General features: G+C 39.2%; 21 protein-coding genes and 2 pseudogenes. 4 read left to right on the top strand and 19 right to left on the bottom strand.

Annotated elements, in window-relative coordinates:
- Window positions 1–117, top strand: a pseudogene (locus EPJ89_RS05295) (IS30 family transposase); the annotation flags it as partial.
- An 89-nt stretch (window positions 118–206) separates the two neighbouring features.
- On the opposite strand, the gene EPJ89_RS05290 reads toward EPJ89_RS05295, so the two are convergent.
- The 5 genes from EPJ89_RS05290 to EPJ89_RS05270 all read right to left on the bottom strand — a co-directional run bounded on the left by EPJ89_RS05290 (window position 207) and on the right by EPJ89_RS05270 (window position 4,303).
- Window positions 207–626, bottom strand: a complete 420-nt coding sequence (locus EPJ89_RS05290; protein ID WP_125164124.1) for a hypothetical protein — start codon at window positions 624–626, stop codon at window positions 207–209.
- Window positions 627–749: 123 nt separating this feature from the next.
- Window positions 750–1,220, bottom strand: a complete 471-nt coding sequence (locus EPJ89_RS05285) for a PTS sugar transporter subunit IIA (protein ID WP_161636966.1) — start codon at window positions 1,218–1,220, stop codon at window positions 750–752.
- A 63-nt stretch (window positions 1,221–1,283) separates the two neighbouring features.
- On the bottom strand, window positions 1,284–2,783 hold the full coding sequence (locus tag EPJ89_RS05280; protein ID WP_161636965.1) for a PTS transporter subunit EIIC: 1,500 nt from the start codon (window positions 2,781–2,783) through the stop codon (window positions 1,284–1,286).
- Window positions 2,783–3,454, bottom strand: a complete 672-nt coding sequence (locus tag EPJ89_RS05275) for an N-acetylmannosamine-6-phosphate 2-epimerase (RefSeq protein WP_200549174.1) — start codon at window positions 3,452–3,454, stop codon at window positions 2,783–2,785. Before EPJ89_RS05275 ends, EPJ89_RS05280 begins: the two co-directional genes overlap by 1 nt.
- 18 nt (window positions 3,455–3,472) lie before the next feature.
- Window positions 3,473–4,303 (bottom strand): PRD domain-containing protein, encoded by an 831-nt coding sequence (locus EPJ89_RS05270; protein WP_161636963.1) that lies wholly within the window; start codon window positions 4,301–4,303, stop codon window positions 3,473–3,475.
- A gap of 366 nt (window positions 4,304–4,669) precedes the next feature.
- Here EPJ89_RS05270 and map point away from each other — a divergent pair, with 366 nt between their 5' ends.
- On the top strand, window positions 4,670–5,422 hold the full coding sequence (map, locus tag EPJ89_RS05265) for a type I methionyl aminopeptidase (protein ID WP_125164121.1): 753 nt from the start codon (window positions 4,670–4,672) through the stop codon (window positions 5,420–5,422).
- 30 nt (window positions 5,423–5,452) lie between these two features.
- On the opposite strand, the gene EPJ89_RS05260 is transcribed toward map, so the two are convergent.
- The 14 genes and pseudogenes from EPJ89_RS05260 to EPJ89_RS05200 all read right to left on the bottom strand — a co-directional run bounded on the left by EPJ89_RS05260 (window position 5,453) and on the right by EPJ89_RS05200 (window position 19,747).
- The gene (locus tag EPJ89_RS05260) at window positions 5,453–5,995 is read right to left on the bottom strand and encodes a hypothetical protein (RefSeq protein WP_125164120.1); all 543 of its coding nucleotides are present in this window, start codon (window positions 5,993–5,995) and stop codon (window positions 5,453–5,455) included.
- Window positions 5,996–5,998: 3 nt separating this feature from the next.
- Window positions 5,999–6,352 carry a hypothetical protein gene (locus tag EPJ89_RS05255; RefSeq protein WP_200549173.1) on the bottom strand — a complete coding sequence of 118 codons (354 nt, stop codon included), beginning with the start codon at window positions 6,350–6,352 and terminating at the stop codon, window positions 5,999–6,001.
- Window positions 6,345–6,482, bottom strand: a pseudogene (locus tag EPJ89_RS08780) (double zinc ribbon domain-containing protein); the annotation flags it as partial. The pseudogene EPJ89_RS08780 and the gene EPJ89_RS05255, both read right to left, overlap by 8 nt.
- Before the next feature lie 12 nt (window positions 6,483–6,494).
- Entirely contained in the window at window positions 6,495–7,469 is a 975-nt protein-coding gene (locus tag EPJ89_RS05250; RefSeq protein WP_244660809.1) for an SPFH domain-containing protein, read from the bottom strand.
- 10 nt (window positions 7,470–7,479) lie between these two features.
- The gene (locus tag EPJ89_RS05245) at window positions 7,480–8,706 is read right to left on the bottom strand and encodes a hypothetical protein (RefSeq protein WP_200549172.1); all 1,227 of its coding nucleotides are present in this window, start codon (window positions 8,704–8,706) and stop codon (window positions 7,480–7,482) included.
- A gap of 98 nt (window positions 8,707–8,804) precedes the next feature.
- Window positions 8,805–9,557 (bottom strand): HAD-IIB family hydrolase, encoded by a 753-nt coding sequence (locus EPJ89_RS05240; RefSeq protein ID WP_161636958.1) that lies wholly within the window; start codon window positions 9,555–9,557, stop codon window positions 8,805–8,807.
- Window positions 9,558–9,628: 71 nt separating this feature from the next.
- On the bottom strand, window positions 9,629–10,804 hold the full coding sequence (locus tag EPJ89_RS05235) for a GNAT family N-acetyltransferase (protein ID WP_200549171.1): 1,176 nt from the start codon (window positions 10,802–10,804) through the stop codon (window positions 9,629–9,631).
- A 43-nt stretch (window positions 10,805–10,847) separates the two neighbouring features.
- Entirely contained in the window at window positions 10,848–11,516 is a 669-nt protein-coding gene (locus tag EPJ89_RS05230; RefSeq protein ID WP_125164115.1) for a histidine phosphatase family protein, read from the bottom strand.
- A gap of 91 nt (window positions 11,517–11,607) precedes the next feature.
- Window positions 11,608–12,570, bottom strand: a complete 963-nt coding sequence (locus EPJ89_RS05225) for a type I phosphomannose isomerase catalytic subunit (RefSeq protein ID WP_200542969.1) — start codon at window positions 12,568–12,570, stop codon at window positions 11,608–11,610.
- Between the two features lie 47 nt (window positions 12,571–12,617).
- On the bottom strand, window positions 12,618–13,511 hold the full coding sequence (locus EPJ89_RS05220) for an ROK family protein (RefSeq protein ID WP_200549169.1): 894 nt from the start codon (window positions 13,509–13,511) through the stop codon (window positions 12,618–12,620).
- Window positions 13,495–14,385 (bottom strand): ROK family protein, encoded by an 891-nt coding sequence (locus EPJ89_RS05215; RefSeq protein WP_200549167.1) that lies wholly within the window; start codon window positions 14,383–14,385, stop codon window positions 13,495–13,497. Before EPJ89_RS05215 ends, EPJ89_RS05220 begins: the two co-directional genes overlap by 17 nt.
- 3 nt (window positions 14,386–14,388) lie before the next feature.
- Complete coding sequence (locus EPJ89_RS05210; protein WP_200542976.1) at window positions 14,389–15,780, bottom strand: glycoside hydrolase family 1 protein; 1,392 nt, start codon at window positions 15,778–15,780, stop codon at window positions 14,389–14,391.
- The gene (locus EPJ89_RS05205; RefSeq protein ID WP_200549165.1) at window positions 15,780–18,449 is read right to left on the bottom strand and encodes an alpha-mannosidase; all 2,670 of its coding nucleotides are present in this window, start codon (window positions 18,447–18,449) and stop codon (window positions 15,780–15,782) included. Before EPJ89_RS05205 ends, EPJ89_RS05210 begins: the two co-directional genes overlap by 1 nt.
- Before the next feature lie 2 nt (window positions 18,450–18,451).
- Window positions 18,452–19,747, bottom strand: coding sequence for a glycoside hydrolase family 125 protein (locus tag EPJ89_RS05200; protein WP_200542973.1), 1,296 nt, complete (start codon window positions 19,745–19,747; stop codon window positions 18,452–18,454).
- Between the two features lie 179 nt (window positions 19,748–19,926).
- On the opposite strand from EPJ89_RS05200, the gene EPJ89_RS05195 reads away from it, so the two are divergent.
- Window positions 19,927–20,955, top strand: coding sequence for a GntR family transcriptional regulator (locus EPJ89_RS05195; RefSeq protein ID WP_200549163.1), 1,029 nt, complete (start codon window positions 19,927–19,929; stop codon window positions 20,953–20,955).
- 10 nt (window positions 20,956–20,965) lie between these two features.
- Window positions 20,966–23,080, top strand: a complete 2,115-nt coding sequence (locus EPJ89_RS05190; protein WP_200549161.1) for a GH92 family glycosyl hydrolase — start codon at window positions 20,966–20,968, stop codon at window positions 23,078–23,080.
- Window positions 23,081–23,087: the final 7 nt, after the last annotated feature.

Here is a 23,087-nt window from a genome sequence, read left to right as displayed (position 1 = left end):
CAATATCTTGATGATATTTGCTTCAAAATTAACTCAATGCCGCGAAAAATATTTGACTTCAAAACGGCCTATGAGATAGACTTTAATAAAAGTAAAAGTGGTGCGGTTGAGATTTGATAAAAGAAAAAAACGTAGCCATACGGTTACGTTTTTTACTAGGACCAACGTTTGGATCAAGCATACGATTGCATCCAATTGTCTTATCTTTAATCATGGGGTAAATGATCGACTAATTTCTTAAATACAGCATGACCTAACGGTTGGCAATGAATCACGTCACTTTTAAAGGTATGCATATTTTCAAAGCGGAGCGTCATTTCTGAATCCTGTACAGTAATGTGATAGTCATTAAAATCATAACGTTTTTTGACACGAAAGAGTTGGTACGAAATAATACGGGTATCATCCAGTTCAAATCGAATGGCATCCTTAAGAATAATAAAGTAAATACACAAAATAGAGACAACCCCACCAAGAGATACATAGATGCCTAAAACATTGGCCCAATCAAGGCGTGTTTGGTTTTGAAGGATCAATGTAAGCACGCTTAAAAAAACAAAGATTATTAGAGCACTTAGAAGATACCTGTTTAAAACACGTGTCAGAGGTCGTTTAAACGTTCTCATCATGACCCTCCTTTTTGTAAGATTATACAAAGTTAGCACGAAATTTTAGTTAAGAACGTGTGATATTTTTATACAAAAAAACACGTTTCAACGATTGTCGATGAAACGAGTTGTGTATATTATCTATTGAATTGTGAGAAGGTCTGCTGTTGAGGGATCAACAGCTTCATCTTCTTTATGAAGTGTAATGGTTTGTCCTGATGTAAAGATAAAAGGACTTACTAAGGATTTGCCTTGTGCTTTCACAAAGTCGATATCAACATGCGTTAAGACATCGCCTTGTTTCACCTTATCACCTTGTTGTACTACAGCATGAAATCCTTCACCTTTTAATTCTACCGTATCAATACCAATGTGTATGAGAACCTCAAGCCCCGAATCCGTTAGAATACCGAATGCATGACCTGTAGGAAAAATCATCGTAACCTCTCCACTCATTGGCGCAACAATTTCACCATCTGTAAGTTCGATTGCGTAACCATCACCCATCATTTTTTGAGAAAAGACTTGATCTGGAACCGACGTTAATGAACGTGCAATTCCAGTTCCAAATGCTTTCATTGTTTCTTCTTTTTTCTTAAATCGTTCAAACATGGTGAACCTCCATTTATATTTTAAAAATTCTGTTCAAACTCGTACTTATGTTAGTAACGAAACCTACTCGTCAATACCTAAGATATCAACAATATTATTTTTATAGAGAATTGCTTTCGCGCCATAAATCGCTTGAATGCCATCTCCAACCACAAGTACATCCGTAGCACCAAGTGCTTTTAAACCTTCTTTGTTTACGCTATCTTGAGATTTTACCGCTACACGCAAACGTGTAATACATGCGTCAACATCTTCAATATTTTCTTGACCACCAAGATATTCAATAATCTTAATGGAGTCATCTTTTAATGAATCTTTCGTTGTAACCGCTGCTTCTGGAGCTGCCTCATCTTCACCACGACCTGGTGTTGGTACATTGAATTTCAAGATATATGTCTTGAATACAAAGTAATAAATTACAAACCAAAGTGCCCCTACTGGTAAGACATAGAGCCAGTGTGTTTTAGCTTGCCCTTGTAAGATTCCAAAGAGTAAGAAATCAATAAATCCACCTGAGAATGTGTTCCCAATTGAAATACGAAGAACATCCGCAATTAAGAAGGATACACCGTCTAAGAACGCGTGAATTACATAAAGGACTGGAGATACAAATAAGAACATAAATTCAATCGGTTCTGTAATCCCTGTAATAAATGATGTAAGTGCAACACCTAAGAATAAACCACCATATTGTTTGGCTTTATCTTTCGGTACACAGTGATACATTGCAAGACATGCTCCAGGTAAACCAAACATCATCGTTGCGAAACGACCTGCAAAGAATCGCGTTCCTTGTGTATAAAGACCGACATGGTTTGGATCTGCAAGTTGCGCAAAGAATATTTTTTGAGCACCCGCTACAGAAACACCATTTACAACTTCAACACCACCAAGCTCTGTAAACCAGAACATTGGATAGATCATGTGGTGAAGCCCTGCAGCACCACATAAACGCATTAAGAATCCGTAAAGGAATGTTCCGATAGGACCTAAAGTAGCAATAAAGTCCCCGCAACTTACAAGAAGTTGTTGGAAGGGAGGCCAAACAAGATAGAATGCGGCTCCTACAAAAATTGCTGCAAACGAAGTAATAATTGGCACAAAACGGGATCCTCCAAAGAATCCAAGAACTTGTGGCAATTGAATATTGTGGTATCGGTTATGGAAATATACCGCAACACTACCGATTACAATACCACCAATAACACCAGTATCAATCGCTGCCCCTTCAGGACTAAAAATCCCAAGAAGCGCCGTCATGGTTCCATTCATGACAAGATAACCAACAACACCCGCTAAAACCGCTGTTGCTTTATCTTTTTTCGCAAGACCTGCACAAAGACCAATTGTTAAGAGTAATGCAAGATTTCCAAATACAGTACTTCCGGCTGCAGACATAACTTGGAATACAGCCTGTAAGATTGGTTGATTTAAAAATGGATAAGCTGCTACAGTATTTGGGTTTGATAGTGCTCCACCAATCCCTAAGAGCAATCCAGCAGCTGGAAGGATTGCAATTGGCAACATAAATGATTTACCAATTTTTTGTAGTTGTTTAAACATTATTTCTCCTTAATCGCTTCTATAAAGCGTGTCGCAATTTCTTGAGGACGGGTAATGGCACCCCCTACAACAGCACTATGAACCTTTAAATCCATAATACGTTTTAATTGCTCGGGATAATGTATTTTCCCTTCCGCAATTACGGGAACCTTTACCGATTGAACCATCTTCTCTACCAGTTCAAAATCCGGTCCATCAATATTTTTAGAATACGATGTGTAGCCTGCAAGTGTACATGAAACACAATCGAAACCAATACGTTCTGCCTCGATGACTTCTTCAAGAGTTGAGCAGTCTGCCATTGCTAGACGTCCACCATCATGAATTTGTTTGACGAGGTCTTCCGTTTTCACGCCCATGGGACGAACACGGTTTGTTGCATCAAGTGCAATCATTTCACATTCCGTTTCAAGAAGTGCTTCAACCTCTTGATGTGTTGCAGTGATGAACACTTCACTGCCTTCATAGTTTTTCTTAATAATACCAATGACCGGTAAATCTACCATCTTTTTAATTTCATTGATATCATTAACCCCTTGAGCTCGAATCCCTACAGCACCTGCTGCCTTTGCAGCAATCGCCATACGACCCATAATCATCGAGCTTTGTAACGGTTCCCCATCAAGTGCTTGACAAGAAACAATAAGTCCGCCTTTCACAGCTTCTAACATAATCTAACCTCCTCAACACTAAGAGTGTTGTAAATTGTAAATGTGTAGTGCAATATAACCAATTTCTGATTCAGGAAGTTGAATATTAAACTCTTGATCAAGCATTAATGCAAGATCTTCAGAGATTTCATAGGCTTCACAATACCGTTCACGTAGAATATCAATCAATGGATTCGTAAGGGTTACATTATCTTCTGAACGTTTAAATGCAAATTTGAGGTGTGTAATTAAACGTGCTTTTCCCACACTATTTTGAGTGAATTCTTCTGGAATACGATTGTTGATAAAGTCGACGGATGCAGTAATCACCTGAGCATAAAAGGCGCTGTTTGAAACCTTACCTTGATGCATGGCAGCATGTAAATGGAGAATTACCGAGCCAACCTCAGAATGAGGGAGTTCTACATCCAATTCGGCATTGATCATTTCAACCATATGTTTTGAAATATCATAAAGCTCAGAATACATAAGATAGTATTCCTCGGTGAAGAAGTTGCTCATCTTAACGCGATTATGATAACGATAAATCGCAAAATTAATATGATCGAGTAATGAGATATGAATCGATTCATCAAATTTATAATTAAGGGTTTTTTCCGCATAAGCAATTGCCGCTTCCGTAACGAGCAATACCTGATCATCCGTGTTCATAACGATCTTTTCATACTGACTCATTTTATCTAAATCTTGAATACGGTAAAAACTTGTGACAGATTCCTCATCGATGACCGCTTTGCTCTTAGCGTCAAAGCCGATGCCCTTACCAATCAAGATATAGTCATACTTATCAAGTTGGGCAAAGACAATATTATGGGTGAATGCTCGAACTACTTTGAACTGATTCTTCATACGTTCATCTCCTTCTTCCTGGATTACACTAGAGCTCCTGCAACAAAAAAAACAACTATCCTCGCTGAAAACAAGAGCTCACGAAAAAAATTTCGAGTCGCTAATGCCTATATGCGAAATATAGTTGCACGCATATGGATTATAGCCGAAATCCCTTACAAAATCAACGAGTTTGTAAAATATATTTAAAATTTCACATTGTTGAAAATCATTACCGGAATATCTTCCATTTCTATACATATATTAAATTAATTATCATTTTTTATCAAATTTATCACCAAGATATCACAACGCGCCGTTTTGCCACGCGGTTTAATTATTTCAAATTAAGCGTATAATAGAAATATAAGTAAAAAAGGAGTATCTATGATTACGATTAAATCAAAACGCGAAATTGACGGTATGTATCAATCCGGTCAATTACTCGCATCCATTCATGAGGCTTTACGAGACTTTATTAAAGCAGGAATATCAACACATGATATCGACCAATTTGTACAAAAAATGATTGAGGACAACGGTGGCGTTGCTGCCCAAATCGGTTATGAAGGTTATAAATACGCAACATGTTGTAGTGTAAATGACGAAATGTGTCACGGCTTTCCTACCCATAAAAAATTGAAAGATGGCGATCTCGTTAAGGTAGACTTTTGTGTTGATCTTAATGGATTTCTTTCCGATTCATGTTGGGCATACTGTGTTGGAAATAATCCAAGTCCAGAAGTAAAACAATTAATGGAAGTTACTGAAAAAGCACTTTACATCGGCATCGAACAAGCCCAAGTTGGCAATCGTGTTGGTGATATCGGTGCAGCCATGGATGAATACATCACACAATTCGGTTATAAGATGTCATTGGATTTTTCAGGACACGGGCTGGGTCCTACCATTCACGAAGAGCCCATGGTTCCTTTTGTCGGTGTTTACGGAACAGGTGCTAAGCTCAAAGAAGGCATGGTGATTACGGTAGAACCGATTGTTAATGAGAGCACACCTTATGCGAAATTAGACGATAACGGCTGGACTGCCCGTACCAATAACGGATGTCTTAGCTGTCAATATGAACATACTTTCGCCATTACGAAAGATGGTCCCTTCATTACAACTAAACAAAAATAAAACGTTCCGGCATCAGCCCGAACGTTTTTTTTATGCATCTGTGTATTTTAATTTACGTCCACAATATTCACAAGGAATGGTTTCATGTTGGATTACTTCATTTGAAGCACCACACCCAGGACAGCGAATCATCTTCGACTGGACGCGCGCTTTATAATTTGAGACAAATAAACCTTCAATCATTTTTGAATCACGATTAACACTCATATCTTGAAGATAACCTTTTCGTACAAGTTGATCTAAATCTTGTAAAGTCTCTTGATATGTTTGATCCATTGATCGCGCAAGGGTATCAATCGAAAAAATTCCTTTTTTAAAGATAAGTTGATTGTATGCGAGATATCGTTCTAAGTTTAAGTTTGATTTGGTTGCGGAATAAACCATCGCCAAGCCACCAAACATAAATGCAACACCAAGAATCATTCCACTGTAATCATATCGGTATGCATCTTGCACTTCCGTGACCAATCCGAAAAGTCCAAAGAAAAACAGCACAACACCCCACACTAAACGTCCTGTTTTGCGTTGATAAAGTCTTGTTTTGGGGTTAATAGTTATTTTTTTAAATTGCATAGTCTATTTCATTTCCAAGCGATCAGCTTTATGCTTAACAATTAAAAGTAAGATGATAAGAAGTGCATGAATCACAATTTGACCAATTAAAAGGGTTTGGTCTGCTTGATGAATAAGAAATGCTACGATAAGTGTATAACTGATTGATAAGAGTGCATAGAGTGCTGTGATGGTCGTGATACTGCTTTTTAAGAATGTTGACTTCATCGTACCCACAAACCCGGTGATTAAAAAGAAAACAACCTCAGTAGTTAAAATCCAGATAAACGATATCTCGGTAATCACCCCACTGAGATATCCAATCAAAATCGTCGCAAGCACGGTAATTAATCCGATGATATTATAGTTTTTATTCATGGTCATCAACCTTCTTTCCACATGATCCACAGAATTTCGCATTATTTGTTAACAGTGCGTCACATGATGGACATTGTTTTTGAAGTTGGATTCCGCACTCATGGCAAAATTTTTGCGAAGCATCCTTGAGGTCTGCATGACATCAAGGACATTGTTTTTCTTCATGATTAAGCATTTCGGAACATGTCCCACAAAACTTATCCGAGTCCATGACTTTCGCACCACAATGAGGACACGACGTATCCACATCAACACTTAGCGTGCCCATGGTTTCACTCATCGTTTTACCAAGACCTGCGCCAAGACCTAATCCCATTCCAGCCCCCATAACACTACCCAAACTTCCTTCATTTTGCGCAGCACCTACCAATGTATCGAAAGAACGCTCCTGTTTGTAGTCGTATCCAACAATATCCATCTCAGCACGTTTTGAAAGTGCTTCTTTAAGACGCATAACCGCAGCATCAGTATCTGGAACACTGATATCCGCAATATAGAAATTTAAGAGTTCAATTCCATATTCAGAAAATGTTGGCTGCATTTGTTCTTTAACGTATTCTGAAAGTTCTTTAAGATATGCATTCAACTCCAGCACGGTAATACGTTTTTCCACAAGGTAGGTAGAAATTGCATCTTTCACATGCGTGTTATAAAATCCTCTAAAATAGTTAATAATTTCATCACGACCAAAACTTTTTAACGTTCCAACAAGTTTTATGAGAAATGCCTTTGGATCGTTGACCGTAATTCCAAATTGACCGTATGCGCTTAAAGGCACGTAGATCCCATACTTAGGATCTTGAATTTGAATGGGTGATGTTGTTCCCCACTTAATATCAAGTGTATGTGCTTTATTAACAAACCATACTTCAGCCTTGAATGGCGATTTCTTACCAAAAGGTAGGTTGACGATTTTATTTAAAAGCGGAATGTTTGCGGTATCTAAGGTATGTCTTCCTGCTTCAAAAACATCATAGGCAACGCCCTCTCTATATAAAACTGCCGCCTGTGATTCATTCACAATAAGTTGTGTAAATGTTGTGAGTTCATCGCCTGGATATTTCCAAGCGAAGATATCTTGATTTCCTTCATATTTAACGATATCAATTAATGCCATAATAAGCCTCCTATTTTTCTAGTGTAAAGGTTCCCGTTAATAAGGTGCGGTTACTCTCTGATACAACGGTGAATTCGAGTTGATCCCCGCTATTGATTTTCATGACAGAATTGCTGTGTTCTTCCAATTCATACAAAACTTCTTTCGGTTCATTTGGATTAATGAAGCTTCGACTTGATGCTGGATAATTCGAACGTTTACGCCCTGTATTGACCGATTCAAGTGCCGTTTGTAAATCAGTCACCTGGATTGGTCGGGTACCGTGATTTTCAAATCGGACCCGATACACCATAGACCGTTGCACCCCTTTTTCCGCGTAGCGTCTTCCTTCACGGTAGGATGGTTTGTATTCAGCATTAATAAAATCGATACGTTCCAACGTTGCGGATAAAAGTCCGTCCTCAGATTTAAACGTAACATCGGGTAAATATTGCTCAGTTACCACACCATGACCATTCGCTGAACGCAGCATGTTTGTCGGTAATGCAGCTGATGTATCATAGATTTTCGCAACTTCGGTTTCAGCAATCGGAAGATCCAATTGACGATAACTTTCAAACAAGCGATCATCCGATAAGTCATCTTCAAAATCGATTTCAGGCGACTCCACTTTAATGCCGCCATCCATAAAGAGATTGGCATAATGAGTCGGACTCAACGCAACCAAGAGATCTCCTGCTTGGGACGATTCGGGTTGTATCGTAATTTGCCCGCCCGTTGCAGATGCACTGGTCCAATTTAAATTTGGGTAACTGGCATCGGTTTTAATCGCGGTAAGATAATCCCGTTCAAAATTGAAATTTTGAAAATTCTTCACCACAATTGGTTCTTGTTGGTGATTTTCTATAACTACATGGATAATCAAATACCGTTTTGTTTTTGCCGTTCGTGATGCAGTTCCAATCTGAATTGCTTGTTCAAGTTCAACAAGTTCATATCCTTGAAAAACAACATCAACTTTATTGGCATTATAGGTGTAGGGTTTTTCCAGTTTGAAAAGTGATTGCGAGACTGGAGCACCCAATGACTCAAAATAAGTATATGTATCGGTAAAGTCATAGGATCCCGTGATGGTTTCATAGTTTTGCACATTGGTATAACGGGCTGAACGCATTTGCGCTGGGCGATTTTCCCATCCCAACCATGTTACCGTCATCAATCCCACCAGAATGAGCAGAGCCAGCACTTTATAATCTTTAATCCGTTTTTTTAATTGTTTACAATTCAATGCATCCACCCCTTTTTTATCTTAATTTTAGGAGTTCCCAACGAATTTCATGGTGCAATGTTATAAAACATTAGTATTATGTTCTAAACGTCAAAAAAAAAGACAGTTTATACTGTCTTTTTATGATTTTCAATAATTTCTAAAATGGTATTAAGATAATGTTCATCATAATCTACTTGATAATCTGCATAAGGTGCAAGGCGTTCATTAAAGTTGATCATAATTCCGGGATTGGCATGATCGAGCATCTCGATGTCATTAACATCATTTCCCATTGCAATATAATCATCAATTCCCAAGCGTTTTAGCGCATCATATTTGGACGTTTTAAACGCGAGAATATCTAAAGTATCGGTGGATTCATGCCGATAAAAAGAAACCGGCAAATCACTGAGACGATCATGAACACGATTCATATCTTCCGCTTCTAAAACAATCAATTTCATGACTCCATCCAAAGTTTCAAAAGAAACGTTATTTCCAAGATTTCCACGATTAACATATTGCATCAATTCATGAGATCCATCCCCATTATAACTAAAGTCCCATTTCCCATCCGCCAAGTAGACTACCGATTCATCTTCCAAAACTTCCATAATTGACTTTAATAAAGTGGGTTCAAATAAACACACATCCACAATCTGATTATTTTGAGAAATAATTGACCCATTACCGCCAATTAACGTATAGTTTCGATAACGTTCTTTAAGAACGGGCAACATATCACGGATCGGTCTTGCGGATGCAAACATTACGTGATGGCCTGCTTCCTCAAGCTTCTCCAAGAGCTGTGTCCCTTCCTCACTTACATTCATATAGTCAAAGCATATGGTTCCATCAATATCAAAAACACAATTCATAATTTGCCTCTTTATTTTCTATTTGTTTAAAAGTAATCCGAAAAATATACACGGTCAGATACAACAATGCGTTATAAATTTCTCAGCGCTCGTTGTGAGCCCACAATACGTCCCAGTCGTGACAGATAGGATACGGATTTATATCCCATTAATAAGGTCGTCAAAGCCCCAATATCCAATTGAATTTCAGGCCCAATCGGTTCAGACGTAATGACAATGTGCTCCTCCTCATCCCAATTAATTCCGAAAATACGATGATTCCACGGTGCTGCTTGATCTTCCACTACAAAATGAAAGGGTTCACAAACATCCGCGAAAGGATAATTACGAAGAAATCCTTCTACATCCACAATCCGAGCCATATAGTACGGTTGAATTGTTTCCACAATATCGCTGTCCTCTAAGTAAAATGCAATCGGTTCTCCCGAATAATTTTTACCACTCACAGATTCAATCATCGAAAAATGAGCTGCAATAAAATTCCAAATACCTTTACGCGCATCTTGGTTAATAAAAATCATCTCTTTAATATTGAAAATCTCATCCGAGATCCAATAAAAACATAATCCGGTGGGTTCTTCATCCGCATTATAATAAACCGCAGCAAAACGATCTTCTTCATTTTCCCAGCGCCAGTATTCCTCCCACGCTAAACGGTCACGAATCATGGCCCCATGGTTATTTCGTGCAAACTGATCATAGACACGATAAACATCCTCGTCATCAATTTCTAATCGTTCAACATGTCCTTTGACAGGAACGGTTTTTGGAAGTTGAGTGTCTTTAAGGGTAAAGGACATTTGGTCGGAAATAATCTCCCAACCTTTATGTCGGTAAAATGGAATACTATAAGGATACAAATACGAAATGTATTGCTTATTCTCACGCATGGATTCCAATGCTTTTTGAATTAATTCTCGAACAAGACCCATATTGGCATACTCAGGATACGTTCCAACACCTGTAATACCACCCATTTGATACAAGGTCCCATGGACATTCACTTCACAGGGATAGATTGCGATTTGCGATACGAGTTCATCTTGGTTGTACCAACCAAAAACATCAGCTTGACTCAAGATTGGACGTTTCGCACGTACAATTTCATCTTCGTCTTCATATCCCGAACTGATTATTTCTTCCCCGGTAACTTGAAATACATACCGCAACAATTCATTAAACTGATCGATATCATCAATGGTTACGGGTTTGAGTTTTAGTTTTCTGTGCATAGAATGCTTACTCATTCTTTCACCTCTTTGTTTTTATTATAATTAAAAATAAGTTACATTACAATTGGTTCAAAATTTGAGTATTGTTTACAAACTCAAAAATACGCGAGTCCTCGTCACACACAAGTTTTGAGACACTTAGATTTTCTGGACTTCGATTGAGCCAGACACCCTCTGTATACAACTTAAACAGTTGTGCACAAACCGCACCGTGACAAACAAGCATCACGTTTTCATAGCCTTGTTTTCGTGCATCTTCCAATGCATCATCAAGACCCGCTACTATGCGTTTTTCAAAATCAGCGGCAGATTCCGCACCACAATCTTCAAATTGATGAATCCAGTCGAGACGATCAATCATATTCACTTCTTTTTGTAAGTGTTCAAAGTTATCATACCCGCGATCCTTTGCGATTTTATTCCACAATTCCACAACCGGAACCCCTTCAAAATGACCAAAAAAGAATTCACGGAATCGACGGTCGGCTTGCATTGGTAAAGCATGGCCGTAACCTTCCGCAATACAATCACGCGTTTGGTATACACGACCGCTGTCACTTGAATAAATTGCATCAAAATTAATTGTTTTCAAGTTTTTTCCTAATTGACGTGCAAGCACTTCACTTTCTTCAAGTAAAGGGGTATCACTCCACCCTTGCATGCGATCATAATTATTAAAAATCGTTTTTCCATGTCTAATAACATATACATTAATTGGTTTACTCATATTTACCTCCAACAACCATACTTTCATAGTATAGCAGTTTCTAAACATTCCTGCTTTGAGATACCCCAATAAAAAAAGTGCACACGGCACTTTAAACAGATATTGATAAGCATGTTGCTGTTCCAGAAATGTGGATATCCTTTGTATTGGCCTCAAGGAAGAGTGTTTCTCCTGGTAGAAGGGATAGTTTCTGTTCTTGATGAATCACATCCATCGACCCCTCTAATACGACCCACGCTTCAAAACTCTCCGGACCTACAACATACTCGAAAGCACCCGATAGATTCATTTTTGAAGTTTGAAAGTAGGGACATGATACAAGGCATTGTTTTTGATAATTATTATGGACTTCAAGGTCGCCTTGGGGTTTGAAGTCGGTATCCAGTGGTTTTAAGTTTGAAACATCTAAAGCTTGTTTTAGATGTAGTGGACGAAGATTACCGTAGACATCCTTTCGGTTATAATCATAAACACGGTAGGTTGTATTGGAATTCTGTTGGATTTCACAGATAACAATTCCTGCGCCAATGGCATGAATGGTTCCTGCTTCCACAAAGATTACATCACCCTTTTTAACAGGTACACGGTTTAAAACATCAAGTACCGTATTCGCTTCAATTGCTTGCGCAAAATCATCACGACTGATTTTATTTTTGGTTCCATAGTAAATAGCGGAATCGGGTTCTGCTTCAACGATATACCACATTTCTGTTTTTCCGTATTCCCCCTCATGCTTGAGGCCATAGTCATCATTTGGATGTACTTGAATCGAAAGATCCTTTTTCGCATCGATAAATTTAACTAGAATCGGGAAGAAATCAAAATCTTGAGCATGTGTACCCAAAATTTGGGTACCATAATATTTTATGTATTCAGTCAGTGTTTTGCCCTCATCCACGCCACTTACAACATAACTGGGACCATCAGGATGTGTCGATACTTCCCAACTTTCTGCCACAATATCTAAATCTGTTTGTTTTTGATACATTTCTTTTAAGCGTGTCCCACCCCAAAGATAATCTTTAAATGCAGGACTTAGTTTAATTACAGCCATATTAACCTCCCTCAAGGTTGGTCACGTGTTGTGGCCAACCACAACACTTATGAAAGTGAATTAAACACAAGTAATGCGCCACCGATGATGCCATTGTCATCACCCAGTTTTGCTTTCTCGATTCGTACGTTTTCTTTTTGAACCTCATAAACTTTTTCTTTAACACGCTGTGAAACTTCTTCAACATATCCGTCGATTTTCAGTGCCACACCGCCTCCTAAAACAATAATGTCTGGGTCAATCATGCCAATCATCCCCGCAAGTGCATTTGCAAGGTATTCTTTGCTTTCATCAAGAATGATTTGTGCTTCACGATTTCCCTTTTTCGCATAAGTCACCACATCGCCTGCATGATTTACATCTAGCCCCACTGCTTGAGCACGAGCTAGTATTGCAGTGCCACTGCACATTGATTCTAAGCTTCCAGGCATCAGTGGTTTTAATTGATGTCCTCCAGGAACAAGAATGATGTTCGCAATTTCTTGCGCAAAACCGTGAGCGCCTTGGAATATGTTCTGATTAATAATCAAACCCCCGCCAACTCCGGTACTTATCGTTAAAAATTGAACAACTTCACAGCCTTGCCCTGCACCTAAACATGCCTCAGCAAGGCCTGCAAGATTGGCATCGTTTTCCACAAACACTGGACAATCGAAAAGTGATTCCGCATATTCTTTTAAGGGAAAACCGTGCCATCCCGTTAAATTAGGAGGGGTCAATACGATACCTTTTTTTAGATCTAAGGGTCCTGGACACGACATCCCAACTCCAAGGATAGGTGTGTCAAACGCCTTCACAATTTCATGAATTTTCATAAGATTCGCTTTAGGATCATTTGAATCTGTTGAAAACATATTTCGTTTAAGAATCGCTCCAGCTTCATCAACTAAAGCCACACGTGTATTGGTTCCTCCAATATCAACACTAATCGCATATTTCATGATTTTCACCTCCACATTGACTTAAATGCGATGCTACCGCGCCAATTAAATTCGCATCATTATGGTACGAACAAGGTTTGAGATTGATTTTTAGCTCATCAAGTTGGGCCTCTTGTAATAAGCGATTAATGCGTTGATTTAGTTCGGGAATTAAATCAGGATGTTTTGATACCCCACCACCTAAGACAATACAATTTGGATCTAATGTGAACTGAAGATTGTACAGACCAAGTGCAAGCGCATCATAAAACTTATTGACTTCTTCTAAAGCAATCTGATCGTGCTGCGCACGTTGGAATACGGTTTCTCCCGTTAATGCATCCATTTCAAGTCCTTTGCGTAGACAGTATCGTTCAGCCATGTGTACGGCCGTCGCAGCCATACTCCATGTATTTTCACCATCAAAAATCATGCAGCCAAATTCACCCGCAAATCGTTGTGACCCCCGTTGCAACACACCATCTACAATGACCGCACCGCCAATGCCTGTGCCAATCACGACAAAGAGAAGATTTTTCATGTCTTTTGCGACACCACGCCAAGACTCCGCAAGTGCTGCACAGTTTGCATCATTCTCGATGCTTACAGGAAGTCCAAACAGTGATTCCATTTCCTCTACAATTTTAAAATTATGGATATAGTCGATTGCACTTAGGCCCCCAATAATACCTTGTTTGATATCAACACTTCCGGGTGATGATATCGCAATACCTTGAACAGTATTTTGGTAAGGTTTAACGCGTTCTAACATCTCGTTTTTCAGTTGTTCCCAAGTGGAAGGGGTTTTAAAAGAACCTGGATCGCTTAAAGTATCGCCATCCCATAATGCATATTTCACAGAGGTTCCACCCCAATCAAATACAAAATATTTCATCGCTTATTCCCCCTTTTGATGGTGTTCAATCACCGCACGCATCCAAAAACTGCTCTGTTTTGGAAAACGTTTTTGAGTTTTAAGATCAATACGATAAAAACCATAGCGATTGCGATAACCATTTAGCCACGACCAACAATCCACAAATGTCCACAAGTGGTAACCAAAGCAATTTGCGCCATCCGCAATGGCTTGTTCTAAAACCTTCAAGTGATCATAAATAAATTCGATACGATAATCATCTTGAATTACGTCGTCTTCATCGACAAAACGCATCTCATCTGCTACACCCATACCATTTTCAGATAAGTACCAGGGTATGTTGTGATACTCATCTTTTATTAGCGTTGCGATATCACTCAATGCTTCTGGATAGATTTCCCATCCCCGATAGGGATTCATTCTTCTTTCGGGCCATATATACGGAATATAGAGATCTTCTGGATCTTGTGCAGGTGTTTTTGATGTTGTGGGTGCTTGAACACGACGCGGTTGATAATAATTCACTCCGATAAAATCCAGTTTAACATCGGAAATAATTTCTAAATCTTCAGGATTTGTATCTGGCATTAAATCATGTTCAAGGAGTAACGCCTTCAAGGGCTCGGAAAAGGTTCCAAGTACCATACCATCAAGAAAACTTTTGGTATTGAGTAAGTCGGCTGCTTCCTGCGCTTTCAAATCTTCTTCCTGAACACTTTTACCATAGACTGGCGTTAAATTTAGAATTGTACCGAGTTTGGCGTCGGGTTTCACAGCGCGCATCGCTTGAATCGCTTTCGCATGCGCTAAGATTGTTTGATAGCCCGCATGAATTGCCTTCTTAAAATCATGGATTGCAGGGTAGTGATATCCATAAAGATAACTGCACTCTACATGCACAATAGGCTCATTAAACGTTGTCCAATATGTGACCAAATCTCCAAAAGTCTCAACACAGACTGAAGCATAGTAAGCAAATGAATCGCTTATACCCTCATACTCCCAGCCACCTTTTTCCATGAGCCACCAAGGCATATCAAAATGAAAGAGATTAATCACCGGTTCAATACCCGCTTCTAACATGGCACTGAAATAATCTCTATAAAATGTGACAGCTTTCTGATTTAAGGTTTCACCATCAGGTAAAAGGCGCGTCCACGCAATGGATGTGCGAAATGAATTTAATTTCATCGCTTGCATGCGTTTCACATCTTCGCGGTAATGATGGTAAACATCACTTGTTTGATTTGGTCCTATTTCTTGATCAAATTGATTTGGTTCCAATTTATGCCACATATCCCATGTACTTGGACTTTTTCCATCGACATCCGCTGCACCTTCTGTTTGGGGAGCAGACGTTGCTGCCCCAAACCAGAAATGCTTTGGAAGACTGAAATCATTGGTCGGTTTCATCATTGTCCCTCCTTTTTAAAACGAAGGGTCACAATTTCTGCCGGCTTTATGATGCCATCAAAAACTCCGTTATCTCGTTCTAAAACATCTGATTTCATCACCGTATGATTTGGCAGACAAACCTCCAAAGCATCACTGCATTCCGATTCCATATTGAATAAACGTACAATAGGATCTTTCCCATGCTCTTTACGTTTTAAAGCAGTCATCCACATTCTTTGACTCTTTAAGCTTAGATAAGTATGGGTTGGGGCAAGAATTCCTTGATGATGCTTGCATTGCTTCACTTGGAATCCAACTTGTTTTGCTTTCACAGTTTGATACATATTCACACGATTCGTATCGTTATGACATCCAAAATAGAGTGTCGTATGATGATCACCCAAACATTGTGCTTCAGGTGTAGGGAAGTATCCCCAATCTCCCATTTCCCCAACACTTCGAAGTAATGTAACAGCGATTGTGTCGTTATTGACTATTTCATATTCATTCAAACCAATATTCCCAATAACCACGCCTTGTCCGTGTGTATAGAGACCACAGAAAGCTTGTTGGTGTTGGGGATTCGAAGGATTCTCCCAAGATTTGCTTACCGCATTAGGACGAGTAACCACTTCAAAGATACTTTCTGCTTGATGATGTGTTGTTTTAAATCCAACATCAAAACAAGCACGCAAACGATGATCTTTCATTTCATTTGTAAATCGGGTATCAATTTTTAGAACCGGACTGTTTTTTTCTAATGTGAATTCTGTAGTAATTGCGAGCGGTGCTGTTTCTAGACTTCGTTTAGCGTTCCGTTGGCGCATTTCTGTAACCGAAATTTGTTCGTACAATAAAGATTCATCGGCACTTACAGGAATATCAAGATTTTGAGTCATAGCGACACGTTGAACCAGTGGACTTCGTTCAAGTTCTTCAATTGTCGCTTGAACATTACGACTTGTAAGTGTTTGCTCCCCATAAGGTTGTTTAAAAATGTATTCATTTCCAATATCACCCGCATCATCGTAATAAAAGACATCTAAGTATGACTTATGATTCGCTTTGTCATAAACATCAACCGCTCCATTTTCATGAATGGTCACTTTTAAAAATTGATTTTCGAGCACGTTCTTTTCGATAAGTTCTTCAGCGCAATCAATCGTATTTTCTCCCTCAACCAGTACAAACGATTTCCAACTTAGGGCCGGCAGTTCACAAGATAATCTCACCTTAACGCGTTTGGACATATGCGGAACGCGGAAACCATCTTTTGGTAGGTCATAATCAAACTGTACCCACGAATCTAATATTTCTGCTTCAACCTTATGTCCTTGTTCATCTTGAACACATAAGTTTGGAAGAACTTTCGCTTCAAGTTCCTTATACAACTGGTCTGGTTGTTCGCGGTTAAAGTCTAAGCGCTCCAATTCAAGAGTGATTGTCACTGTTTCATAGCGTTTGATTCCAAGTGTATTAAAAATTGTAAATGGACGACTGTTCTCTGGGAACATCGATGTATCCATTTGCTTCTCTAAATGATCCAACGCGAGATCTTTGACATAGACTCCAACTTCTTCAGCGTTTTCAAAACGGGTCATCATTTGGCGATGAACTGCATCAACCGAGCAACCACAAATACTGTCATGAGGATGATTTTGCATTAATGTTTTCCACGCATAACGAAGCATGTCATGTGGATAGTCATTTTCCATTGCCATTGTAGCGAGAGGTTCCGCAACAAGTTCAAGAAGATTTTGTACTTCTGTATTCTTTTGTTTTAAATAAACACGTGACGACGACGTATTCGCAAGAGTATACCACCCGTCCGTTTCTTGACTTGTAAGCTCACCCTTTACCCTTCCCAAATCATTGGGTAATTCAGCCATCACAGCTTTAAGATAATCATCAAAATTACTGTGAATGAATTCATAGTCTGGATATAGCTCGTTCGCAAGGCGGATGGCCTCCGCAACATTTTTTTGAACAGGTTGATGATCAACACCATTCATCATGAGGAGATGACGTGTGGATGCATACTTCTCAACATCCGCAAGTTTTTGATTCCAAAACGCTTGGGCAGCATCTTTTTCAACGGGTATTTCATTACCATTGCTATACCAGTTCGCAAAAAGAATACTGAAAATTTCAGTTTGATCTGCACCTTCCCACATAAGTTCGGAGTAATTGGAAACATAAGTCTCATCCACAACAACATTATTAAATCCAGTCGTTTTTACTCCACGTCCATACGCAACCGCATGAATATCTGCTTGTTTCATCAATTGTGGCGCTTGTCCCATGTTTCCAAATGTATCCGGGAAATAACCCAACATTACTGGTTCTCCCCATTGTTTACTTTCATCAAGTCCTACCAACATATTTCGTGTATTCGCCTCAGCGCTGATTAAAAAATCATCTTGAAGAATATAGAATGGTCCCACTTTTAGTTTCCCAGATTGCGTTGCCTCAAGAACTTCTTGACGTCGATGAGGACGAACCGCTAAATAATCATCAAGTGGAATGGTTTGTCCATCCAGATGAAAACTTTTAAATTCTGGGTCTGTTTTAAATAAATCCAAAAGATCATCAATAAGTTCAACTAAACGCATATGGTGTTGCTCGTAAGGTAAATACCACTCTCGATCCCAATGACTGTGGGATATGATATGTACAATTTTTTTCATCTTTATTGTTCCTTTCCAACACGAATTCCGAAGTAGTCCATAACCAGTTCACAGAACATCATGTTTGCCCAAGAAAACCACTCACGTGTATATTGTGTTGGATCTTCTACATTAAAACTTTCATGCATCATTTTCGTACCACCATCCGTTTTAACAAGCGTATCGATAATTTGCTTTTTCTCTTCGAGAACAGGTGTAGTCAATCCTTCAATTGCCAGTGCAATTGGCCAAATATAACCTTTAGGTGTGTGAGAACTTCCACACCCTGATGCGAAAGTTCCCGATTCGAAATATCGGTTTGATGGACTTAGAATATGATTGCGCGTACGAAGATACATTGGATCATCCCATGCACAGTACCCAAGATAGGGTGCTGCTAAAAGTGAAGGAACATTTGGATCATCAATCAGACTCGAATTGCCAAGACCATCCACTTCATAGGCATAAACTGATCCATAATCTGTATCCACAACGCCAAACGATTCAATTCCTTCTTTAATTTCATTACGAAGTTTTTGTGCCCGCTCTACAATTTCCGAGTCCTTTAGAATATCAGAGTATATTTCTTCTATATATTCCAGAACAACCACCGCAAACATATTTGAGGGCACAAGATAGTGATACTCACACGCATCATCACTTGGTCTAAAACCAGACCATGTCATCCCTGTATAAGCTACAGGTGTTCCGCGACCTTCATTTACTAGAGTATCCTCAGGACGATCTGTTGGACGCGTAAACGTATATGGAGATGTTTCATGATTTTGTTCTGTTTCCCATACATCTAAAATTGAACGTACTGCTTGCGTATAAGCTTCACTAAATACCCGAGTATCTTGAGTAGTTTGGTAATAGAGATAGGACAATTGAATCGGGTAACATAAAGAATCGATCTCATATTTACGTTCCCAAATAAACGGTGTCATGTAAGTGTTATCCGTTTGGTGACCTGCTCCATTTTCCCTCTCATTAAATGCATTCGCATACGGTTCATGGTTAATACAGAAAATTTGACGATTGATCAACCCTAGAATCATTTCTTTAATGGACTCATCTTCATTCGCGAGAACTAAATAAGGGCGAATTTGTGCTGTAGAATCGCGAAGCCACATCGCAGGTATATCACCCGTTAAAACAAACGTATCATCTTCTGCAATCCGTTTAACCGTTGTGAGTAATGTATTGGAAAAGACGTTTTCAAATATTTCTCCCCAAGCTTTATGTTCTTCACCACATTGCGTTTGAATTTCGCGAATCAGCTTCTCTACTGATTGCGGTACCGTATTGTAAGTTGTCATAAACCCTCCTAGTTGATATATCATTTTATGATCACTATTTACACAATCATTGTATGATATACCAACATTTAAAATAATGGACAAATTATAGGTTTTTAAGTACGTTTTATTGGATTGATTTAAGCCTTAAACATGCTATAATTTCGATATGATATATCAACTAGATAGAGGTGCGAATCATGACAAAACCCTTATATGAAAAAATAAAAAACGATATCCAACGAGATATCATGAACGGAACCTTATCGGTACACAGTCAATTACCGACAGAACTTGAACTTTCCACCACTTATGGCGTAAGCCGTATTACATCAAAACGAGCCCTAAACGAACTTGAACAAGATGGTTTAATATATCGTGTTCAAGGAAAGGGGAGTTTTGTAGCAGAATCCAATACAAAAAAAACATCCGAAGATGTCTATGATTTATTATTTATGATGCCTTTCCCCGATGCTTCGAATTTTGGTGATTACACATCCGGAATGCTCCAAGCTCTACAGGGAACGCCTTACCGCTTACAGATTCAACGCTACGATTTAGAAACGCAATACGATGATTTCGCTGGCGTTATCTTTTATCCCATCGACAATCACGATGCACTGGAAGCCGTCTTTACTCTCTATGCACGAAACATCCCGGTAGTAATCTTGGATAAGGAAGTTTCCGGTATGCCAATCACAACCGTGGTTTCAAATAACGATCAAGGTGGTTACGAAGCAACTAAACATCTGATAGAACAAGGTGTAGATGAAGTCTTGTTTGTGACTTCGGAAGATATTGAGAACGTGTCCTCGATTCGTACACGTTACTTCGGTTATTTAAGAGCACTGTCAGAATCATCTGATTACACGCATCAAAATCCAATTTTATGGTCCCCATCTGATCGAACCTTAGATTCAGACTTCTTAGAAAGACTACAATCCAAGCATTGCGGACTTGTGTGTGGCAATGATATTTTAGCTCTAACCTTAATGGCTGAACTCAAACACCTCGGCTTTCTCATTCCTCAAAACTTAAAGATTGTTGGATTCGATAATACACAAGCAAGCGCATATGTTGATCCTCCTCTTACAACCATCGCTCAAAATTTTGAGGAGATAGGACGTGTCGCCATGAATGAGTTACTTTCACGAATTAAAAATCCAAGTCATCCGGTATCCCGTCAAGTCCTTGACGTAAATCTTATAAAGCGAAATTCTACGAATTAAAGGAGACTCTATGAAATCACTTAATATCGATACACGTATTGGTACCAATAATCAACACAGCTTTTCAAGAGGTAATGCTCTACCCTATACAGGTGTACCCTTTGGAATGAATTACTTCGCCCCACAAACTGATGGATCCAAAGGAAGTTGGTGGTTCCACCCGGAAACAGAGACCTTTCAAGGTTTTCGGGTAACGCATCAACCCAGTCCTTGGATGGGGGATTTTTCGTCCATGTTGATTAGTCCCTTCTCTGGAGACCAACGCATCCATTCACTTTATGACATTCAATCCACATATCGCAAACAGGAAGCAATTTTCGAACCACATTATCTAAAACTCTACAGTCCGAGATATCAACTCACAAGTGAATTAACACCTTCAATGTATGGGGCTACTATACGACTACAAGGCTCACAAGCCATTTCTGTAGCATTCAGCGCCATCAACGAGATTGATATTTCTCAAGACGGTCAAAACCTAGTCGGTTGGGTATCGAATCCTTCTGGATGTGAGGACCCAAATCTTAAGATGTATTTTGTATTCACAATGACTCAGCCTGGGACCTTGATTCAAGAAAAGGATTTTTATGTTTTCAAATCCGACGCCAACAACTTACAGATTCACGCTGCTTTTTCCCATCAATCACTCAATCAAGCACACTTGAACCAAACTCGGGAAATTGATAATTTCGACGCCATGTGTGATCACGCCCAAATACTTTGGACACAAAATCTTGATCGGATTACGTTTAATCATCACAACCCTTCGCAAAGTCAAATGTTTCGACACTGTCTCTATCGTGCACACTTATTTCCAATGACTTTTTACGAATACGATGAAAATATGAAACCTTGTCATTATAATACAATGGCAAAACAAACCAAACCGGGTTATATGGTTACCAACAATGGCTTTTGGGACACATATAAAACAGTCTTCCCTCTTATGAGTCTTGTGAATTCTGATCAATATGCATTAAGTCTAAAAGGATTTTTAAACCACGCCAACAATACCGGTTATTTGCCCAAATGGCTTTCTCCCGATGAACGTGGACTCATGCCAGGAACGCTCATAGATGCAGTAATATGTGATGCCATCTTAAAAGGCATTGGAACTGAAGATGCGGATCAACTCCTTGCATTTATGATTCATGCAGCTTCTGAAGAATCATCCAATGCGAATTATGGACGTCGAGCCGTTCGCGACTATCTTAAGTACGGATACGTACCGAATCACTATCACGAAAGTGTCAATCAAACGCTCGATAATGCGTACTCTGACTTTTGTATCGCGCAAGTTGCAACGTATTGCGGAAAACCCGAGCAGGCAGAGACCTATCTCAAACGTTCTTACAATTACCAAAACCTTTTTGATCCACAGACCGGGTTCATGCGACCACGCGATACATCCGGAAACCTCGAAGAACCCTTCAACAACCATCGATGGGGAGGTGCTTATACAGAAGGTTCAGCATGGCAAAACAGTTTTGGCGTCTATCACGATATTCAAGGCCTAATCAACTTGTATGGTGGAGCCATCCCGTTTACACAAAAGTTAGATGCACTCGTAAATCAAAAACCAACTTTTGATGTCGGAAGTTACGGTTTTGAAATTCATGAAATGAGTGAAATGGCTGCGATTGACTTCGGACAGCTGGCAATCTCAAATCAACCATCCTTCCACATTCCTTATCTTTATACCTACGCAAACAAAGCAAGCTCAAGTCAAGTTCTTCTACGACAATTAATGACCCATTGCTTCTCTAATTCTTTTCCAGGCGACGAGGATAATGGGAGTATGAGTGCTTGGTACATCTTCAGTGCCCTTGGATTTTATCCAGTTTGTCCAGGAAGTCTCGAGTACGTGATTGGGATCCCTCTGTTGGATAGCGCACAAATTCACCTAAGCAACGGGAATACCTTCACCATCACCACCCATAACAATCACCCGCAATGCAATTTTATAAGTGAAATCCAATATAACGGAAGCCCTTATCATGACTGTGTCTTAACTCATGAAATGCTCATGAGTGGCGGCAATCTCGAGATAACACTCGGTGTTGTCCCCAATGATGGATGGTTTAATGAGAAAACACCCTATTCAAACACAAAAAAGCACATATAAATGTGCT

It is taken from the genome of Erysipelothrix sp. strain 2 (EsS2-6-Brazil) (assembly GCF_016617625.1).
GTDB classification, from domain to species: Bacteria; Bacillota_I; Bacilli_A; order Erysipelotrichales; family Erysipelotrichaceae; genus Erysipelothrix; species Erysipelothrix piscisicarius.
The sequence above is the reverse complement of the archived record's forward strand: the minus strand, read 5'-3'. Positions and strand labels throughout refer to the sequence as shown.

Bases quoted from the DNA above. Each gene is read 5' to 3' on its own strand.
- EPJ89_RS05290 (WP_125164124.1), bottom strand. From the start codon at position 626: ATGAGAACGTTTAAACGACCTCTGACACGTGTTTTAAACAGGTATCTT.
- EPJ89_RS05285 (WP_161636966.1), bottom strand. From the start codon at position 1,220: ATGTTTGAACGATTTAAGAAAAAAGAAGAAACAATGAAAGCATTTGGA.
- EPJ89_RS05280 (WP_161636965.1), bottom strand. From the start codon at position 2,783: ATGTTTAAACAACTACAAAAAATTGGTAAATCATTTATGTTGCCAATT.
- EPJ89_RS05275 (WP_200549174.1), bottom strand. From the start codon at position 3,454: ATGTTAGAAGCTGTGAAAGGCGGACTTATTGTTTCTTGTCAAGCACTT.
- EPJ89_RS05270 (WP_161636963.1), bottom strand. From the start codon at position 4,303: ATGAAGAATCAGTTCAAAGTAGTTCGAGCATTCACCCATAATATTGTC.
- map (WP_125164121.1), top strand. From the start codon at position 4,670: ATGATTACGATTAAATCAAAACGCGAAATTGACGGTATGTATCAATCC.
- EPJ89_RS05260 (WP_125164120.1), bottom strand. From the start codon at position 5,995: ATGCAATTTAAAAAAATAACTATTAACCCCAAAACAAGACTTTATCAA.
- EPJ89_RS05255 (WP_200549173.1), bottom strand. From the start codon at position 6,352: ATGAATAAAAACTATAATATCATCGGATTAATTACCGTGCTTGCGACG.
- EPJ89_RS05250 (WP_244660809.1), bottom strand. From the start codon at position 7,469: ATGGCATTAATTGATATCGTTAAATATGAAGGAAATCAAGATATCTTC.
- EPJ89_RS05240 (WP_161636958.1), bottom strand. From the start codon at position 9,557: ATGAATTGTGTTTTTGATATTGATGGAACCATATGCTTTGACTATATG.
- EPJ89_RS05235 (WP_200549171.1), bottom strand. From the start codon at position 10,804: ATGAGTAAGCATTCTATGCACAGAAAACTAAAACTCAAACCCGTAACC.
- EPJ89_RS05230 (WP_125164115.1), bottom strand. From the start codon at position 11,516: ATGAGTAAACCAATTAATGTATATGTTATTAGACATGGAAAAACGATT.
- EPJ89_RS05225 (WP_200542969.1), bottom strand. From the start codon at position 12,570: ATGGCTGTAATTAAACTAAGTCCTGCATTTAAAGATTATCTTTGGGGT.
- EPJ89_RS05220 (WP_200549169.1), bottom strand. From the start codon at position 13,511: ATGAAATATGCGATTAGTGTTGATATTGGAGGAACCAATACACGTGTG.
- EPJ89_RS05215 (WP_200549167.1), bottom strand. From the start codon at position 14,385: ATGAAATATTTTGTATTTGATTGGGGTGGAACCTCTGTGAAATATGCA.
- EPJ89_RS05210 (WP_200542976.1), bottom strand. From the start codon at position 15,780: ATGAAACCGACCAATGATTTCAGTCTTCCAAAGCATTTCTGGTTTGGG.
- EPJ89_RS05205 (WP_200549165.1), bottom strand. From the start codon at position 18,449: ATGAAAAAAATTGTACATATCATATCCCACAGTCATTGGGATCGAGAG.
- EPJ89_RS05200 (WP_200542973.1), bottom strand. From the start codon at position 19,747: ATGACAACTTACAATACGGTACCGCAATCAGTAGAGAAGCTGATTCGC.
- EPJ89_RS05195 (WP_200549163.1), top strand. From the start codon at position 19,927: ATGACAAAACCCTTATATGAAAAAATAAAAAACGATATCCAACGAGAT.
- EPJ89_RS05190 (WP_200549161.1), top strand. From the start codon at position 20,966: ATGAAATCACTTAATATCGATACACGTATTGGTACCAATAATCAACAC.